This is a genomic window from Paraburkholderia sejongensis (assembly GCF_020880815.1).
Classification (GTDB): domain Bacteria; phylum Pseudomonadota; class Gammaproteobacteria; order Burkholderiales; family Burkholderiaceae; genus Paraburkholderia; species Paraburkholderia sejongensis.
This window is the reverse complement of the sequence record NZ_JAJITD010000008.1, coordinates 13,266-26,711: the sequence shown is the minus strand read 5'-3', so window position 1 is coordinate 26,711 and position 13,446 is coordinate 13,266. Positions and strand designations below refer to the sequence as shown.

The 13,446-nt window shown below is 65.8% G+C and carries 13 protein-coding genes; 7 read left to right on the top strand and 6 right to left on the bottom strand.

All coding sequences use genetic code 11. From position 1 onward, the window contains the following. Nucleotides 1–212: 212 nt before the first annotated feature. Nucleotides 213–758 carry a LuxR C-terminal-related transcriptional regulator gene (locus LJ656_RS16910; RefSeq protein ID WP_230510546.1) on the top strand — a complete coding sequence of 182 codons (546 nt, stop codon included), beginning with the start codon at nt 213–215 and terminating at the stop codon, nt 756–758. A 73-nt stretch (nt 759–831) separates the two neighbouring features. Here LJ656_RS16910 and LJ656_RS16905 read toward each other — a convergent pair whose 3' ends face one another. Further along, nucleotides 832–1,263, bottom strand: a complete 432-nt coding sequence (locus tag LJ656_RS16905) for an acyl-CoA thioesterase (RefSeq protein ID WP_075301584.1) — start codon at nt 1,261–1,263, stop codon at nt 832–834. Nucleotides 1,264–1,354: 91 nt separating this feature from the next. Continuing rightward, the gene (locus LJ656_RS16900; RefSeq protein ID WP_075301586.1) at nt 1,355–2,131 is read right to left on the bottom strand and encodes an SDR family oxidoreductase; all 777 of its coding nucleotides are present in this window, start codon (nt 2,129–2,131) and stop codon (nt 1,355–1,357) included. Between the two features lie 187 nt (nt 2,132–2,318). Here LJ656_RS16900 and LJ656_RS16895 point away from each other — a divergent pair, with 187 nt between their 5' ends. Beyond that, nucleotides 2,319–3,992, top strand: a complete 1,674-nt coding sequence (locus tag LJ656_RS16895; protein ID WP_230510545.1) for an electron transfer flavoprotein-ubiquinone oxidoreductase — start codon at nt 2,319–2,321, stop codon at nt 3,990–3,992. Between the two features lie 113 nt (nt 3,993–4,105). Here the strand turns inward: LJ656_RS16895 and aroC are convergent, their stop codons facing one another. The 3 genes from aroC to LJ656_RS16880 form a co-directional block, all read right to left on the bottom strand. Beyond that, nucleotides 4,106–5,206, bottom strand: a complete 1,101-nt coding sequence (gene aroC, locus LJ656_RS16890; protein WP_230510544.1) for a chorismate synthase — start codon at nt 5,204–5,206, stop codon at nt 4,106–4,108. Nucleotides 5,207–5,280: 74 nt separating this feature from the next. Beyond that, nucleotides 5,281–7,218 carry an MFS transporter gene (locus tag LJ656_RS16885; protein WP_230510543.1) on the bottom strand — a complete coding sequence of 646 codons (1,938 nt, stop codon included), beginning with the start codon at nt 7,216–7,218 and terminating at the stop codon, nt 5,281–5,283. A 164-nt stretch (nt 7,219–7,382) separates the two neighbouring features. Further along, nucleotides 7,383–7,853, bottom strand: a complete 471-nt coding sequence (locus LJ656_RS16880; protein WP_230510542.1) for a CBS domain-containing protein — start codon at nt 7,851–7,853, stop codon at nt 7,383–7,385. Between the two features lie 286 nt (nt 7,854–8,139). On the opposite strand from LJ656_RS16880, the gene LJ656_RS16875 reads away from it, so the two are divergent. The 3 genes from LJ656_RS16875 (at nt 8,140) to LJ656_RS16865 (ending at nt 10,901) form a co-directional block, all read left to right on the top strand. Then, nucleotides 8,140–9,495, top strand: a complete 1,356-nt coding sequence (locus LJ656_RS16875; protein WP_230510541.1) for an O-acetylhomoserine aminocarboxypropyltransferase — start codon at nt 8,140–8,142, stop codon at nt 9,493–9,495. Continuing rightward, a complete protein-coding gene (locus LJ656_RS16870; protein WP_230510540.1) occupies nt 9,492–10,325 on the top strand; it encodes an alpha/beta fold hydrolase in 834 nt (277 codons plus the stop codon). Before LJ656_RS16875 ends, LJ656_RS16870 begins: the two co-directional genes overlap by 4 nt. Nucleotides 10,326–10,580: 255 nt before the next feature. Next, a complete protein-coding gene (locus LJ656_RS16865; RefSeq protein ID WP_230510539.1) occupies nt 10,581–10,901 on the top strand; it encodes an Mpo1-like protein in 321 nt (106 codons plus the stop codon). 49 nt (nt 10,902–10,950) lie between these two features. On the opposite strand, the gene LJ656_RS16860 is transcribed toward LJ656_RS16865, so the two are convergent. Then, nucleotides 10,951–12,264: a YihY family inner membrane protein gene (locus LJ656_RS16860; protein WP_230510538.1), complete on the bottom strand. Its 1,314-nt coding sequence runs from the start codon at nt 12,262–12,264 to the stop codon at nt 10,951–10,953. 143 nt (nt 12,265–12,407) lie between these two features. On the opposite strand from LJ656_RS16860, the gene wrbA reads away from it, so the two are divergent. Together wrbA and LJ656_RS16850 are read left to right on the top strand one after the other, a co-directional pair. Further along, nucleotides 12,408–13,010, top strand: coding sequence for an NAD(P)H:quinone oxidoreductase (gene wrbA / locus LJ656_RS16855; protein WP_230510537.1), 603 nt, complete (start codon nt 12,408–12,410; stop codon nt 13,008–13,010). Continuing rightward, nucleotides 13,007–13,438, top strand: a complete 432-nt coding sequence (locus LJ656_RS16850; RefSeq protein WP_230510536.1) for a DUF2069 domain-containing protein — start codon at nt 13,007–13,009, stop codon at nt 13,436–13,438. Before wrbA ends, LJ656_RS16850 begins: the two co-directional genes overlap by 4 nt. Nucleotides 13,439–13,446 lie beyond the last annotated feature (8 nt).

Sequence of the window (13,446 nt, the reverse complement as noted above, 5' to 3'; positions counted from 1 at the left end):
CGGCCGGCATCGCATCAAGCGAATTGGTGCGCCGCTAGCCGATGCCGCTACGTCATTCTAGTCATCCGCGGCAGGAGCGCCCGTGCGTTCGACCACTTCGCGCCGGTGCCCGCCGCGGCGTCCTGCGCCGCGTTGTCATCTGCGCGAAAGAGTACGCTGGGCGTGCCATACGGCACAATACGCAAAAATACATAAGTACTTGCCGCCCGCCCATGCCCGCCCTGGATTACCGCACCGCGTTTCACCTCGCGCCGATCGGCCTCGTGCTGTCGCGCGAACGCTTCATCGAAGACTGCAACGACCAGCTCGCCTCGATTTTCGGCTACGCGCGCGACGCGTTGATCGGCCAGTCGTTTCAGGTGCTGTACCCGTCGGCCGATGAGTTCGAGCGGATCGGCGCGCGCATTCCGCCCATCATGACCGCCCAGGGCAGCTACGCGGACGACCGCATCATGAAGCGCGCGAACGGCGAACTGTTCTGGTGTCACGTGACCGGGCGCGCGCAGCAGCGCTCGGACCCGCATGCGGCGGGCGTCTGGACTTTCGAGGATCTGAGCGCGACGCGGCGCGTCGCGGTCGAGTTGACGCCGCGCGAGCGGGAGATCGCCGCGCAGCTGGTGACAGGTAAAACCAGCAAGCAGATCGGCCGAGCGCTCGAGATCAGCCCGCGCACGGTCGACGTGTACCGTGCGCGGCTGATGCGCAAATACGATACGGGGAACGCGACCGAACTGTTGCAGCGGCTGCTGGGAAATTGACGGTGGGGAAATTGACGGTGGGGAAATGGAAGGCCCGGGGTAGCGGGCCTTCGCGAGCCGCGAGCCGGCGTTATCAGTCAGCCTTGACCAGCGCCGCCTGCTCGATCGCCGCGCGCAGCACGTCCGGCACCGGCACCGACTTGCCGGCCGCGTAGTCGATCCACACGCAGCGCGCGGCGCCACGCGCGTACAGCGTGTCCGGCTGATCGGCGCGCACGAGTTCGAACGCGGTATCGAAGCTGCTGCGCCCCGGCGTCGCCACCGACATCCGGCCGATCACGTCGCCCGGATAGTGCAGCTGCTTCAGAAACTCCATCGACGCATTGACGATCACCGGCCCCTGCCCGTCCGCGCTGCTGCCGATGAAGCCCATATGCTCGAACCACGAAATCCGCACCTGCTCCATATAGCGGAAATAGACCGTGTTGTTGACGTGGCCGAACGCGTCCATGTCGCCCCAACGAATCGGCATCTTCATTTCGAAAACTGCGTGAAAATCGCTCATTCTTAACTTCCGTTCTTCCTTTGCTGCTTTTGAAGCGGCGAAACCTCGAAGCATTGAAACGTTGAAAAAACCGGCGGCCGGCGCGGCGCGCTCAGGCGAGCCCGAAGCCGTCGTCGGCGGCGATCACCGAGCCGTTGATGAACTGCGATTCGTCCGCCGCCAGCAGCAACAGCAGCCCGTCGAGATCCTCCGGCTTGCCGACGCGATGACGCGGCAGCAGCGACACGAGCTTCTGCCCCTGCTCGGTCGACCAGTGATGATGGTTGATTTCGGTGTCGATATAGCCCGGGCAGATCGCGTTCACGTTGATCCCGTGCTTGCCCCATTCGAGCGCCATCGCTTTCGTCATATGGACGACCGCGGCCTTGCTCATCGAATACAGGCCGATCTGCGGCAGCACCCGCAGCCCCGCCATCGAAGCAATATTGATGATCCGGTACGACGGCTTCTGCGCGCCGTTGCCGCGCATGATCATGCGCTTGGCGACTTCCTGCGCGACGAAAAACGCGCCGCGCGTATTCGTGTCGAACACGTATTCGAAGTCCGCCGGGGTCACCTCGGAGAGCTTCTGGGTGGTCGACACGCCCGAGTTGTTGACGAGGATGTCGATCGTGCCGGCCTCGGTTTCCGCATGCGCGACCGCCGACTTGATGCTCTGGTAATCGGTCACGTCGAGCGAGACGACGTGCGCCGCGCCGCCCGAGGCCTCGATTTCCGCCCGCAATTCCTTCAGCCGCTCGGTGCGCCGGCTCGCCAGCACGACCTTCGCGCCCGCCTGCGACAGCACCTGCGCGAAGCGCTTGCCCAATCCGCTCGAAGCGCCGGTGATCAGCGCAACCTTGCCTTCCAGATTGATCGAACGGCCCATTGTCGTTCCTTGTTCGTTGGTAAAGACGACTGCGGTTGACGGGTGCGGTAGGACCATCGCTGCGGGCCGATACCGTATCACAAAATAGAACGATCGTGCTAATCGGTTTGCTCCGGGTTGCGGTGCGAGAATCGATCGCCCACAATACGAACCCGAAAAAAGCATTCTAACGGTAAGAGGAGCATCAATGACCCCCGCAAGTCTCATTGAGCAGTACGGCCCGCGCGAGTCGATGGAGTATGACGTCGTGATCGTCGGCGGCGGCCCGGCTGGCCTGTCGGCGGCGATTCGCCTGAAGCAGCGCGCCGCCGCACAGGGCGTCGAGCTGGGCGTGTGCGTACTGGAAAAGGGCTCGGAGATCGGGGCACATATCTTGTCGGGCGCGGTGATGGACCCGCGCGCGCTTACCGAACTGATCCCCGACTGGAAGGAAAAAGGCGCGCCGCTGACCGTCGACGTGACCGAAGACCGCTTCCTGTTCCTGACGGAAACCGGCGCGAAGAGCGTGCCGACCTGGGCGTTGCCGGACAATTTCAAGAATCACGGCAACTACGTGATCAGCCTCGCGAACGTGACGCGCTGGCTCGGTCAACAGGCCGAGGCGCTCGGCGTCGAAATCTTCCCGGGCTTTCCGGCGGCCGAGGTGTTGTACAACGACGACGGCTCGGTCAAGGGCGTCGCGACCGGCAATCTCGGCATCGGCAAGGATGGCGAGCCGACCGAGAACTTCCAGCTCGGCATGGAACTGCACGCGAAGTACACGCTATTCTGCGAAGGCGCGCGCGGCCACCTCGGCCGTCAGCTGCACGACAAATTCAAGCTGCGCGACGGCGTCGACCCGCAGGTCTACGGGATCGGCATCAAGGAACTGTGGGAAATCGATCCGGCAAAGCACAAGCCGGGTCTGGTGATGCACACCGCCGGCTGGCCGCTCCAGAACGACACCTACGGCGGCTCGTTCCTCTATCACATGGATAACAACCAGGTCGTGGTCGGCTTCGTGGTCGGCCTCGGCTATTCGAATCCGTATCTGTCGCCGTTCGAGGAATTCCAGCGCTACAAGACCCATCCGGCGATCCGCGCGATTCTCGAAGGGGGCAAGCGCGTGTCGTACGGCGCACGCGCGATCACTGCCGGCGGCCTGATGTCGCTGCCGAAGCTGGTGTTCCCGGGCGGCGCGCTGGTCGGCGACGACGCGGGCTTCCTGAACGCATCGCGGATCAAGGGTTCGCACGCGGCGATCAAGACCGGCATGCTCGCCGCCGACGCCGCGTTCGACGCGGTGCAGGCCGGCCGCCAGGCGGACGAGCTGACCGCTTACCCGGAAGCGTTCAAGACCTCGTGGCTGCACACCGAGCTGTATCGCGCGCGCAATTTCAAGCAGTGGATGAGCAAGGGCCTGTACCTGGGCACGCTGATGGTCGGCATCGAGCAGAAGCTGCTGGGCGGCAACGTGCCGTGGACGCTGCATCACCAGCATTGGGATCACGAGATGCTGAAGCCGGCGTCGCAGTGCAAGCCGATCACCTATCCGAAGCCGGACGGCAAGCTGACGTTCGACCGGCTCTCTTCGGTGTTTATCTCGAACACCAATCACGAAGAGAACCAGCCGGCCCACCTGACGCTGAAAGATCCGTCGGTGCCGGTCAACGTGAACTGGCAGACCTATGCGGGTCCCGAGTCGCGCTACTGCCCGGCCGGCGTCTACGAGTTCATGAAGAACGACGACGGCAACGAGCGGCTGGTCATCAATGCGCAAAACTGCGTGCACTGCAAGACCTGCGATATCAAGGACCCGACGCAGAACATCGTGTGGGTGACGCCGGAAGGCGGCGGCGGTCCGAACTATCCGAATATGTAAGCAGGCACTCGCCCAATGAAATCGGGGCGCCCGGCGAAAGCCCGGTGCCCCGATTTTTTTTCGAGCGCCGCGGCGGCGCGCGGCGCTCAGTGCTTGCGTGACGGCGGTTAGCGTTACGGCGCGCTTGCCGCGATCTTCGGCGTGCTGACCTCGACGTCGCCGCATTGCGCGCGATGGCGCAGCGCGTGATCGATCAACACCAGCGCGAGCATCGCCTCGGCGATCGGCGTCGCGCGGATGCCGACGCACGGATCATGACGCCCGAAGGTTTCGACGACCGCCGGCTGGCCGGCCTTGTCGATCGAACGGCGCGGCGTGCGGATGCTCGACGTCGGTTTGATCGCGATCGACACGGTGATGTCCTGGCCGGTCGAAATCCCGCCGAGCACCCCACCCGCGTGATTGCCGACGAAGCCTTCCGGCGTCAGTTCGTCGCCATGCACCGAGCCGCGTTGCGCGACGCTCGCGAAACCCGCGCCGATCTCGATGCCCTTCACCGCATTGATGCCCATCATTGCATGCGCGATGTCCGCGTCGAGGCGGTCGAACAGCGGCTCGCCGAGCCCGACCGGCACGCCCGAGGCCACCACGTTCACGCGCGCGCCGATCGAATCGCCGTCCTTGCGCAGCGCGTCCATATACGCTTCGAGTTGCGGCACGATCTGCGCATTCGGCACGAAGAACGGGTTCTCGCGCACCTGCGCCCAGTCGACGAACGGCACGTCGATCTCGCCGAGCGCCGCCATGTAGCCGCGAATCTCGGTGCCGAACTTCTCGCGCAGCCACTTCTTCGCGACCGCGCCCGCGGCGACCGTCGGCGCGGTCAGGCGCGCCGACGAACGGCCGCCGCCCCGATAGTCGCGGATCCCGTATTTCTGCCAGTAGGTGTAGTCCGCGTGGCCCGGGCGGAAGGTCTCGGCGATATTGCCGTAGTCCTTGCTGCGCTGGTCGGTGTTGCGGATCACGAGCGCGATCGGCGCGCCGGTGGTCTGGCCTTCGAACACGCCCGACAGGATCTCGACCTTGTCTTCTTCCTGGCGCTGCGTGACGTGGCGCGACGTGCCGGGCCTGCGGCGATCGAGTTCGAACTGGATGTCGGCTTCGCTGAGCGCCATGCCCGGCGGGCAGCCGTCGATCACACAGCCGATAGCGGGACCGTGCGATTCGCCGAAGGTCGTGACAGTGAAAAGCGTACCGAGGGTGTTGCCGGACATGGGCGTCGTCCAAAGAAATGCGGGGAGAACGCTATTATGCCAGCCTGTCCGGGTTCAACGCCCGCCCTCCCCCGCTATTTGCGCGCGCCGCGCAGCTCGGTCACGATCTGCTGCAGCCTTTCCGGCGTCGCCATCTGCGGCTCCAGCGGCTCGCCGACCGCCAGACTGAGCCGGCTCATCACGCCCTTGCGGATCGGCCGCGGCCAATGGGCGTCGGTCGAGCGCGAAAACACACTGCCCCACAGCCCGCGCAGCGCCATCGGAATCACCGGCGCCGGCGTACGCGTCACGATCTCCGTCACGCCATGGCGAAACGGATTCATCTCGCCTGTGCGGGTCAGCTTGCCCTCGGGAAAGATGCATACGAGCTCGCCGTCGGCGAGCGCCTGCGCGCACAGATCGTAGGCGCGCGCGAGCAGCGCCGCGTCCTGATGCGCGGGCGCGATCGGAATCGCCTTCGCATGCCGGAACAGCCAGCCGATGAACGGCGAGCGGAAAATCTGATGATCCATCACGAAGCGGATCGGCCGCGGGCTTTCGGCCATGATCACGATCGCGTCGACGAAGCTCACGTGATTGCACACCAGCACCGCGGCGCCCCGTTCGGGAATCCGCTCCGCGTGCACGAGCCGGATCCGGTAGAAGGTATGCACGAGCACCCACGCGACGAAGCGCAGCAGGAACTCCGGCACCAGCGAATAGATATAGCCCGCGACCACCACGTTCAGCAGCGCGGTGACGAGAAAGATCGCCGGAATGCTGAAGCCCGCTGCGGTCAGCCCCATCGCCATCAGCGCGGAAACGATCATGAACAGCGAGTTCAGAATATTGTTCGCCGCGATGATGCGCGCGCGATGGCTCGGCTGGCTGCGGCTCTGGATCAGCGCATACAGCGGCACGCTGTAAAAGCCGCCGAACATCGCGAGCAGAAACAGGTCGGCGAGCACGCGCCAATGCGCGGGCCGCGCGAGGAATTCGCCGACGCTCAGCAGATGGCCGGCCGGCGGCAGCGCGTGGCTCGCGAAAAACAGATCGATCGCGAATACGCTCATGCCGATCGAGCCGAGCGGCACGAGCCCCACTTCGATGCGCCGCTTCGACAGCTTTTCGCACAGCAGCGAGCCGCTGCCGATCCCGATCGAGAACGTGCCGAGCAGCACCGTCACCACATCCGGATCGGCGGACAGCACGTCTTTCGCGAAATTGAAGAACGACGCGAGGAAGGTCGCGCCGACGAACCACAGCCACGAAATGCCGAGCAGGCTCAGGAACACCGTGCGGTTTTCGCGCGCGAGCTTCAGGTTGCGCCACGTTTCGCTGACCGGATTCCAGTTGATGCGCAGTTCGGGCTGCGGCGCCGGCGTGGCCGGCACAAAAGCGGACACCGCGCGGCCGATCAATGCAATTGCGATACACGCAAAGGCCAGCACCACCGCGCCATGCTCGGCGAACCCGGCACCCGCGCCGCCGACGATCGTGCCGAGCAGAATCGCGACGAACGTGCCCATCTCGACCATCCCGTTGCCGCCCACCAGTTCCTGCTTCGACAGATGCTGCGGCAGATACGAGTACTTGACCGGCCCGAATACCGTCGAATGCACGCCCATCAGGAACGTGCACAAATACAGCAGCGGCGCGCTATGCATCCAGAAGCCCGCGCCGCCGACCAGCATCACGCCGATCTCGAAGGTCTTCACGAGCCGCGTGAGCAGCGCCTTGTCGTACTTGTCGGCGATCTGGCCCGAGGTCGCCGACAACAGCACGAACGGCAGGATGAAGATCGCCGAAATCAGGAATGCCGCGGTCTTCGGATCGACGCCCGAAAAGCGCGCCGCCTGGTACGTGACCAGCGACGTAAAGCCGATCTTGAACACGTTGTCGTTCATCGCGCCGAGAAACTGCGTCCAGAAAAACGGCGCGAAGCGGCGCTGACGGAGCAGCGCGAACTGGGATTCGTGCCGGTCTTGCGCGTGAGCGGCGCGACGGGCGGCAGGCAGCGGACGATCGTTCATAAGGTCTGGGAACGGCAAGCGGGTCTGGCAACGACGGGGCTGACCGGGGCCGGTAACGGCACAGATGGGCAGATACAAAAAAAGCGCACGCTCTCGCGTACGCTCGCTGTCGGATCCCGCGCGCTGTGCTCACCTCGCCGGGCGCGCGGTCCAGGCCACGCGCATCAGCGCGCCGGCTGCTGTGCCTGCTGCCCTTCCGGTTCTTCCGGCCAGTCGCGGATATACGCCTTCAGCATCCGGTTCTCGAAGCCCTGCTCCTCGACCACTGCCTTCGCGACGTCGTAAAACGAAATGACGCCCATCAGCGTACGGCTTTCCATGACCGGAAGATAACGCACGTGATGCTCGAGCATCATGCGGCGCACTTCGTTCACGTCGGTTTCCGGCGTGCAGGTGAGCGGATGGTCGTCCATCACCTTGCGGATCGTCGAGGTGCCGACGCTGCCGCCGTTCCGGCTCAACGTCAGAATGATTTCGCGAAACGTCAGCATGCCGACGAGGTCGCCGTACTCCATCACCACGAGCGAACCGATATCGTGCTCGGCCATCGTGTTGACCGCATCGTGCAGCGTGGTATCCGGCGTGACCGTAAAAAGGGTGTTGCCCTTGACTTTAAGAATGTCGCTGACTCGCATGATCTATCTCCTGATACCGCTAATTCCGGCGCTGCATGAAATGGTGTTCCGATCCTAGCGGAAAGGTCCATAAAAGGAAAGCGGCCCGCCAGGCAACGCGCAGCGGGCTCAAGCAATCTCAAATTCGTACCGCGTCAAGGATGCATTCCCGCTTAAATCCGCCCTTCGGCGCAGACCCATATCGGGACAAACCCGGGGAAAACCTCGCTTGAACCCGCGCTCGCCGCTCGATAGGATGGCCGCCACCCTGATCCTTCGCGCGGCCGTTCGAGGCCCGCCGCCCACGATGTCCGCCAACCGTTTCGACACGCTTGCGCTGCACGCCGGCGCAGCCCCCGACCCCGCCACCGGCGCGCGCGCGACGCCGATCTATCAGACCACGTCGTTCTCGTTTCGCGACGCCGATCACGCCGCCGCGCTGTTCAACATGGAGCGCGCCGGCCACGTCTACTCGCGCATTTCGAACCCGACCGTCGCCGTGTTCGAGGAGCGCGTCGCCGCGCTCGAAAACGGCGCGGGCGCGATCGGCACCGCGAGCGGCCAGGCCGCGCTGCACCTCGCGATCGCGACGCTGATGGGCGCGGGTTCGCACATCGTCGCCTCCAGCGCCCTGTACGGCGGCTCGCACAATCTGCTGCACTACACGCTGCGGCGCTTCGGCATCGAGACGAGCTTCGTGAAGCCCGGCGACCTCGACGGCTGGCGCGCCGCGCTGCGCCCGAACACGCGGCTTCTGTTCGGCGAAACGCTCGGCAACCCGGGCCTCGACGTGCTCGACATCGCCGCGCTCGCGCAACTGGCGCATGAACACCGCGTGCCGCTGCTGGTCGACTCGACCTTCACGACGCCCTACCTGCTCAAACCGTTCGAGCACGGCGCCGACTTCGTCTACCACTCGGCGACCAAGTTTCTCGGCGGCCACGGCACGACGATCGGCGGCGTGCTGGTCGACGGCGGCACCTTCGACTTCGACGCGTCGGGCCGCTTTCCCGAATTCACCGAGCCTTACGACGGCTTTCACGGCATGGTGTTCGCCGAGGAGAGCACGGTCGCGCCGTTCCTGCTGCGCGCGCGCCGTGAAGGTCTGCGCGACTTTGGCGCCTGCCTGCATCCGCAGGCCGCGTGGCAGCTGCTGCAAGGGATCGAGACGCTGCCGCTGCGGATGGAGCGGCACGTCGCCAATACCCGGCGGGTGGTCGAGTTTCTGGCCGCGCATCCGGCGGTCGAAAGCGTCGCCTACCCGGAACTGCCGACGCATCCGGACCATGCGCTCGCGAAGCGGCTGCTGCCGCGCGGCGCGGGCGCGGTGTTCAGCTTCAATCTGCGCGGCGACCGCGCGGCCGGGCGCAGCTTCATCGAGGCGCTGACCCTGTTCTCGCACCTCGCGAACGTCGGCGACGCGCGCTCGCTGGTGATTCATCCCGCATCGACCACGCACTTCCGGATGGACGCCGATGCGCTCGCCGCGGCCGGGATCGCCGAGGGCACGATCCGGCTGTCGATCGGGCTCGAAGATCCCGACGACCTGATCGACGATCTCAAGCGCGCGTTGAAAGCCGCGCAGAAGGCGACGCAGGGCGGGCGCGCCGCGAACCCCGCGCCCGCCGGCGCGACCCACCCTTCGCGTCCGGAGTCGGCATGATCGTCACCGTTCAACGCAAACCCGCCTACGCCTACACCGGCGGCAAATCCTTCGACGCGAGCCTGCCGACCGCGGTGTTCCTCCACGGCGCCGAGCACGACCACAGCGTGTGGGCGCTGCAAAGCCGCTACTTCGCGCATCACGGCTTCGGCGTGCTGGCGGTCGATCTGCCCGGCCATCGCCGCAGCGCCGGCCCTGCGCTCACGAGCGTGGGCGCGCTGGCCGACTGGCTCGCCGCGCTGCTCGACGCGGTAGGTGTGGCGCGGGCGTTCGTCGCCGGTCACAGCATGGGCTCGCTGATCGCGCTCGATTTCGCCGGCCGCTATCCGCCGCGCGCGACGCATCTCGCGTTGCTCGCTACCGCGCTGCCCATGAGCGTGTCCGACGCGCTGCTCGACGCCGCGCTCGAGCGCGAGCCGGAAGCGATCGCGATGGTCAACCAGTGGTCGCATTCGACGCTCGCCGCGAAGCCGTCGTGCCCCGGCCCCGGCTTCTGGCTGCGCGGGATGAACCAGCGGCTGATGGAGCACGTCGCGGCAAGCGGCGAGCCGCATCTGTTTCATACCGATTTCACCGCCTGCCACCAGTACGCGGACGGTCTGAAGCGTGCGGCACAGGTGCGCTGCGCGACGCGTCTGATCGTCGGCCGGCGCGATGCGATGACGCCGCCGCGCGCGGCGCGAGCGCTGGCCGAGGCACTCGCGCAAGCCGGCGTCGCCGTCGATACCGTGACGCTCGACGCGGGCCACGCACTGATGACCGAGCAACCCGACGCGACGCTCGATGCGCTGTTCAGCTTCGCGTCGCAAGCGCCGCGTGCAGCGCGCTAACTGCGCGCTGTCTCGCAGCCGGCGCGGACCGCGAATGGCAACGCGCAGTGCGTGCCACTTATCGTCACGGAGTGTCAGAAAATTGCCTGGGAGACGTCGCTGAAGGCTCGCCGCAACGCCACCGCAGGGGCCACGATACCGGCGACGGATGCGCCGCGCCATCGGCCGAACGGCCAGCTTGCAGCGGGCTGACGATCGCCGGACAATGACAGAAACCCGTCGTTTTCCGCCCCGCGCCCAGACCCAGAGGCCATCATGGCTCATACCGCGCATACCGATCACTTCGCGAGCTTCGCGGAGTTTTATCCGTACTACCTGAGCGAACATGGAAATATCGTGTCGCGGCGCCTGCATTTCGTCGGCTCGCTCGGCGTGATCGGCTGCCTCGCGATGGCGCTTGCCACCGGCAACTGGCTGTGGCTGCCGGCGGCCGTGGTCTGCGGCTACGGCTTTGCATGGGTCGGCCACTTCTTCTTCGAGAAGAACAAACCGGCCACCTTCCGTCATCCGTTCTACAGCCTGATGGGCGACTGGGTGATGTTCAAGGACATCTGCGTAGGGAAGATTTCGTTGTAGTTCTGGCGACGCGCGGCGCCGCGCTCGAACGGCGGCGGCACGCGTCCTCTCAAGCCGCCTGGTGCGGCATCGAAGCGGTAGCCCCCTCGCTGTCGCCGGCCCGAGCCGCCTTAGCCGCAGTCCGCGCGGCAAGCAACGCGGCCAGCGTCACCCGCAGCTTGTCGTTATCGAGCGCGCCCAGCAGCATGTCGGCGTCCACCCGCGTCGAGTCGAGTTCGAGCTGGTACGTGAGTTCCGCGCGGTCGATCACGAACAGGTCGAATAGCCGCTGCACCGTCACCTGCGCCGGGTTTGCGATCAGCACGAAGTGCGGACCGGTACGGTCCTCCTCCAGTCGCGCGATCCATTCGATGTCCTCCAGCCGTTGCAGCAGCATCAGCGTCGTGTCCTTGTCGCGGCGAAGCATGCGCGCGAGTTCGGGCATCGTGTAGCCGCGCTTGCCGGCTTCGCGCGCTTCGCACAGACACGCGAGCAGTTCCAGCGAATCGAACAGATTGCTGCCGTTGAAAACCGGCCGGTGAAACTGGCCGATACGAATAGCCGGCAGCGCCGACGCGATCATCGCGCCGGTCAGCGTGATGAACCAGCACAGATACACCCACAGCAGAAACAGCGGGACCGCGGCGAACGCGCCGTACACCGCCGTGTAAGTGGGAATGCGGCGCACGTAGTAGCCAAAGCCGCGCTTCGCGAGTTCGAACGCGACCGCGGCGATCATGCCGCCGACCACCGCGTCGCGCCATTCGACGCGGGTATTGGGTAAATAAACGTAAAGAATCGTGAACGCGAGCACTGTCAGCGGCAGTGTCGCGCTCGCCAGTGCCCATTCGATCAGCGGCGTGATGCGCTGAGCGGCCGAGAAGGTCATGGACTGGGTGAACAGATACGACGAGATCGACAGGCTCACGCCGATCAGGATCGGCCCGAGCGTAATGATCGCCCAGTAGACGAGGATGCGCTGCGCGACCGGCCGCGCCTTGCGCACGCGCCAGATCACGTTGAACGCGGATTCCACGGTCATCATCGTCATCACCGCGGTGACGAACAGAACGATCATGCCGATCGTCGTCAGCCCTTTGGCCTTCGCGGCGAACTCGTTCAGATACCTGAAGATCTGGTCGTTCAGTTGCGCGGGCATCAGGTGATCGGCGAGAAAAAACTGCAGCGACGCCTGGAACGAACTGAAGATCGGAAACGCGGTGAACAGCGCGAACGCCACGGTGGCGAGCGGCACCAGCGAGAGCATCGTCGTAAACGTCAGGCTGCCTGCCACCTGCGGAATCCGGTCCTCGCCGATGCGTTGCGCGGCGAATTGCGCAAGCCGTTTGAGCGTGTCGAGATCGAAACGCATCCTGGACAACAAACCTGCCTCCTTGCTCCCTGAAGCGCTGATTGCACAACGCTGATTCTGCCCTGCGGGCACCGCTTGCGACACCTGGCCGAACGGCCAGCAGTGGCCTGTGCAGCGGACCGAACCCCTATAATACCCGTTCACCGATGAGGCCTATGAAAGACATTCTCGTGCTTTATTACAGCCGTCACGGCGCCACCCGCGAGCTCGCGCTGGCGATCGCGCACGGCGTCGACAGCGTCCCCGGCATGCAGGCGCGCGTGCGCACCGTGCCGGCGGTTTCCACGGTCTGCGAGGCGAGCGAGCCGGACATTCCCGCCGAAGGCCCCCCGTACGTCGAACTGCGCGATCTCGAGGAATGCGCGGGCCTCGCGCTCGGATCGCCGACCCGCTTCGGCAACATGGCGGCCGCGCTCAAATACTTTCTCGACGGCACCACGCCGCAGTGGCTCGCCGGCGCGCTGTCGGGCAAACCGGCTTGCGTGTTCACGTCGACCGGCAGCCTGCACGGCGGCCAGGAATCCACCTTGCTGTCGATGATGTTGCCGCTGCTCCATCACGGCATGCTGATCGTCGGCATCCCTTATACCGAGAGCGCGCTGTCCACCACGCAAACCGGCGGCACGCCGTACGGCGCGTCGCATTTCGCGCGCGCGGGCAGCGCCGCGCAAGGCATCTCCGCCGACGAGCGCACGCTGGCCGTGGCGCTCGGCGCACGCGTCGCGCGCACCGCCGCGTCGATGAGCGAGCGGCCGTGAGCGGCGCAACCGCCCCGCCCGTACAGCCGAAAGCCGCCGCCGCGCTGCTCGCGGCCTTCACGCTCGTCGCGATGATCGTGCTCGCGATCGCGTGGGAATGGTGGCTCGCGCCGTTGCGGCCCGGCGGCTCGCTGCTGGTGCTCAAGGCGTTGCCGCTGCTCAGCGCGCTGCCGGGCGTGTGGCGGCGCCGGCTCTATACGCTGCAATGGGCGTCGATGCTGATCCTGCTGTACTTCGCCGAGGGCGTCGTGCGCGGCTGGAGCGATCCCGGCTTGAGCGCGCGACTCGGCTGGCTGCAAGCCGCGCTTGCAGTGATCTTTTTCGCGAGTACGCTCGCCTATGTGGGACCGTTCAAGCGCGCGGCGAAACTGGCGGCAAAACGAGCGGCCAACGCGGCCGCCGCAACCGCCCACCACGACCCGCGCTGAGCCACCCG

Bases quoted from the DNA above. Each gene is read 5' to 3' on its own strand.
- LJ656_RS16910 (WP_230510546.1), top strand. From the start codon at position 213: ATGCCCGCCCTGGATTACCGCACCGCGTTTCACCTCGCGCCGATCGGC.
- LJ656_RS16905 (WP_075301584.1), bottom strand. From the start codon at position 1,263: ATGAGCGATTTTCACGCAGTTTTCGAAATGAAGATGCCGATTCGTTGG.
- LJ656_RS16900 (WP_075301586.1), bottom strand. From the start codon at position 2,131: ATGGGCCGTTCGATCAATCTGGAAGGCAAGGTTGCGCTGATCACCGGC.
- LJ656_RS16895 (WP_230510545.1), top strand. From the start codon at position 2,319: ATGACCCCCGCAAGTCTCATTGAGCAGTACGGCCCGCGCGAGTCGATG.
- aroC (WP_230510544.1), bottom strand. From the start codon at position 5,206: ATGTCCGGCAACACCCTCGGTACGCTTTTCACTGTCACGACCTTCGGC.
- LJ656_RS16885 (WP_230510543.1), bottom strand. From the start codon at position 7,218: ATGAACGATCGTCCGCTGCCTGCCGCCCGTCGCGCCGCTCACGCGCAA.
- LJ656_RS16880 (WP_230510542.1), bottom strand. From the start codon at position 7,853: ATGCGAGTCAGCGACATTCTTAAAGTCAAGGGCAACACCCTTTTTACG.
- LJ656_RS16875 (WP_230510541.1), top strand. From the start codon at position 8,140: ATGTCCGCCAACCGTTTCGACACGCTTGCGCTGCACGCCGGCGCAGCC.
- LJ656_RS16870 (WP_230510540.1), top strand. From the start codon at position 9,492: ATGATCGTCACCGTTCAACGCAAACCCGCCTACGCCTACACCGGCGGC.
- LJ656_RS16865 (WP_230510539.1), top strand. From the start codon at position 10,581: ATGGCTCATACCGCGCATACCGATCACTTCGCGAGCTTCGCGGAGTTT.
- wrbA (WP_230510537.1), top strand. From the start codon at position 12,408: ATGAAAGACATTCTCGTGCTTTATTACAGCCGTCACGGCGCCACCCGC.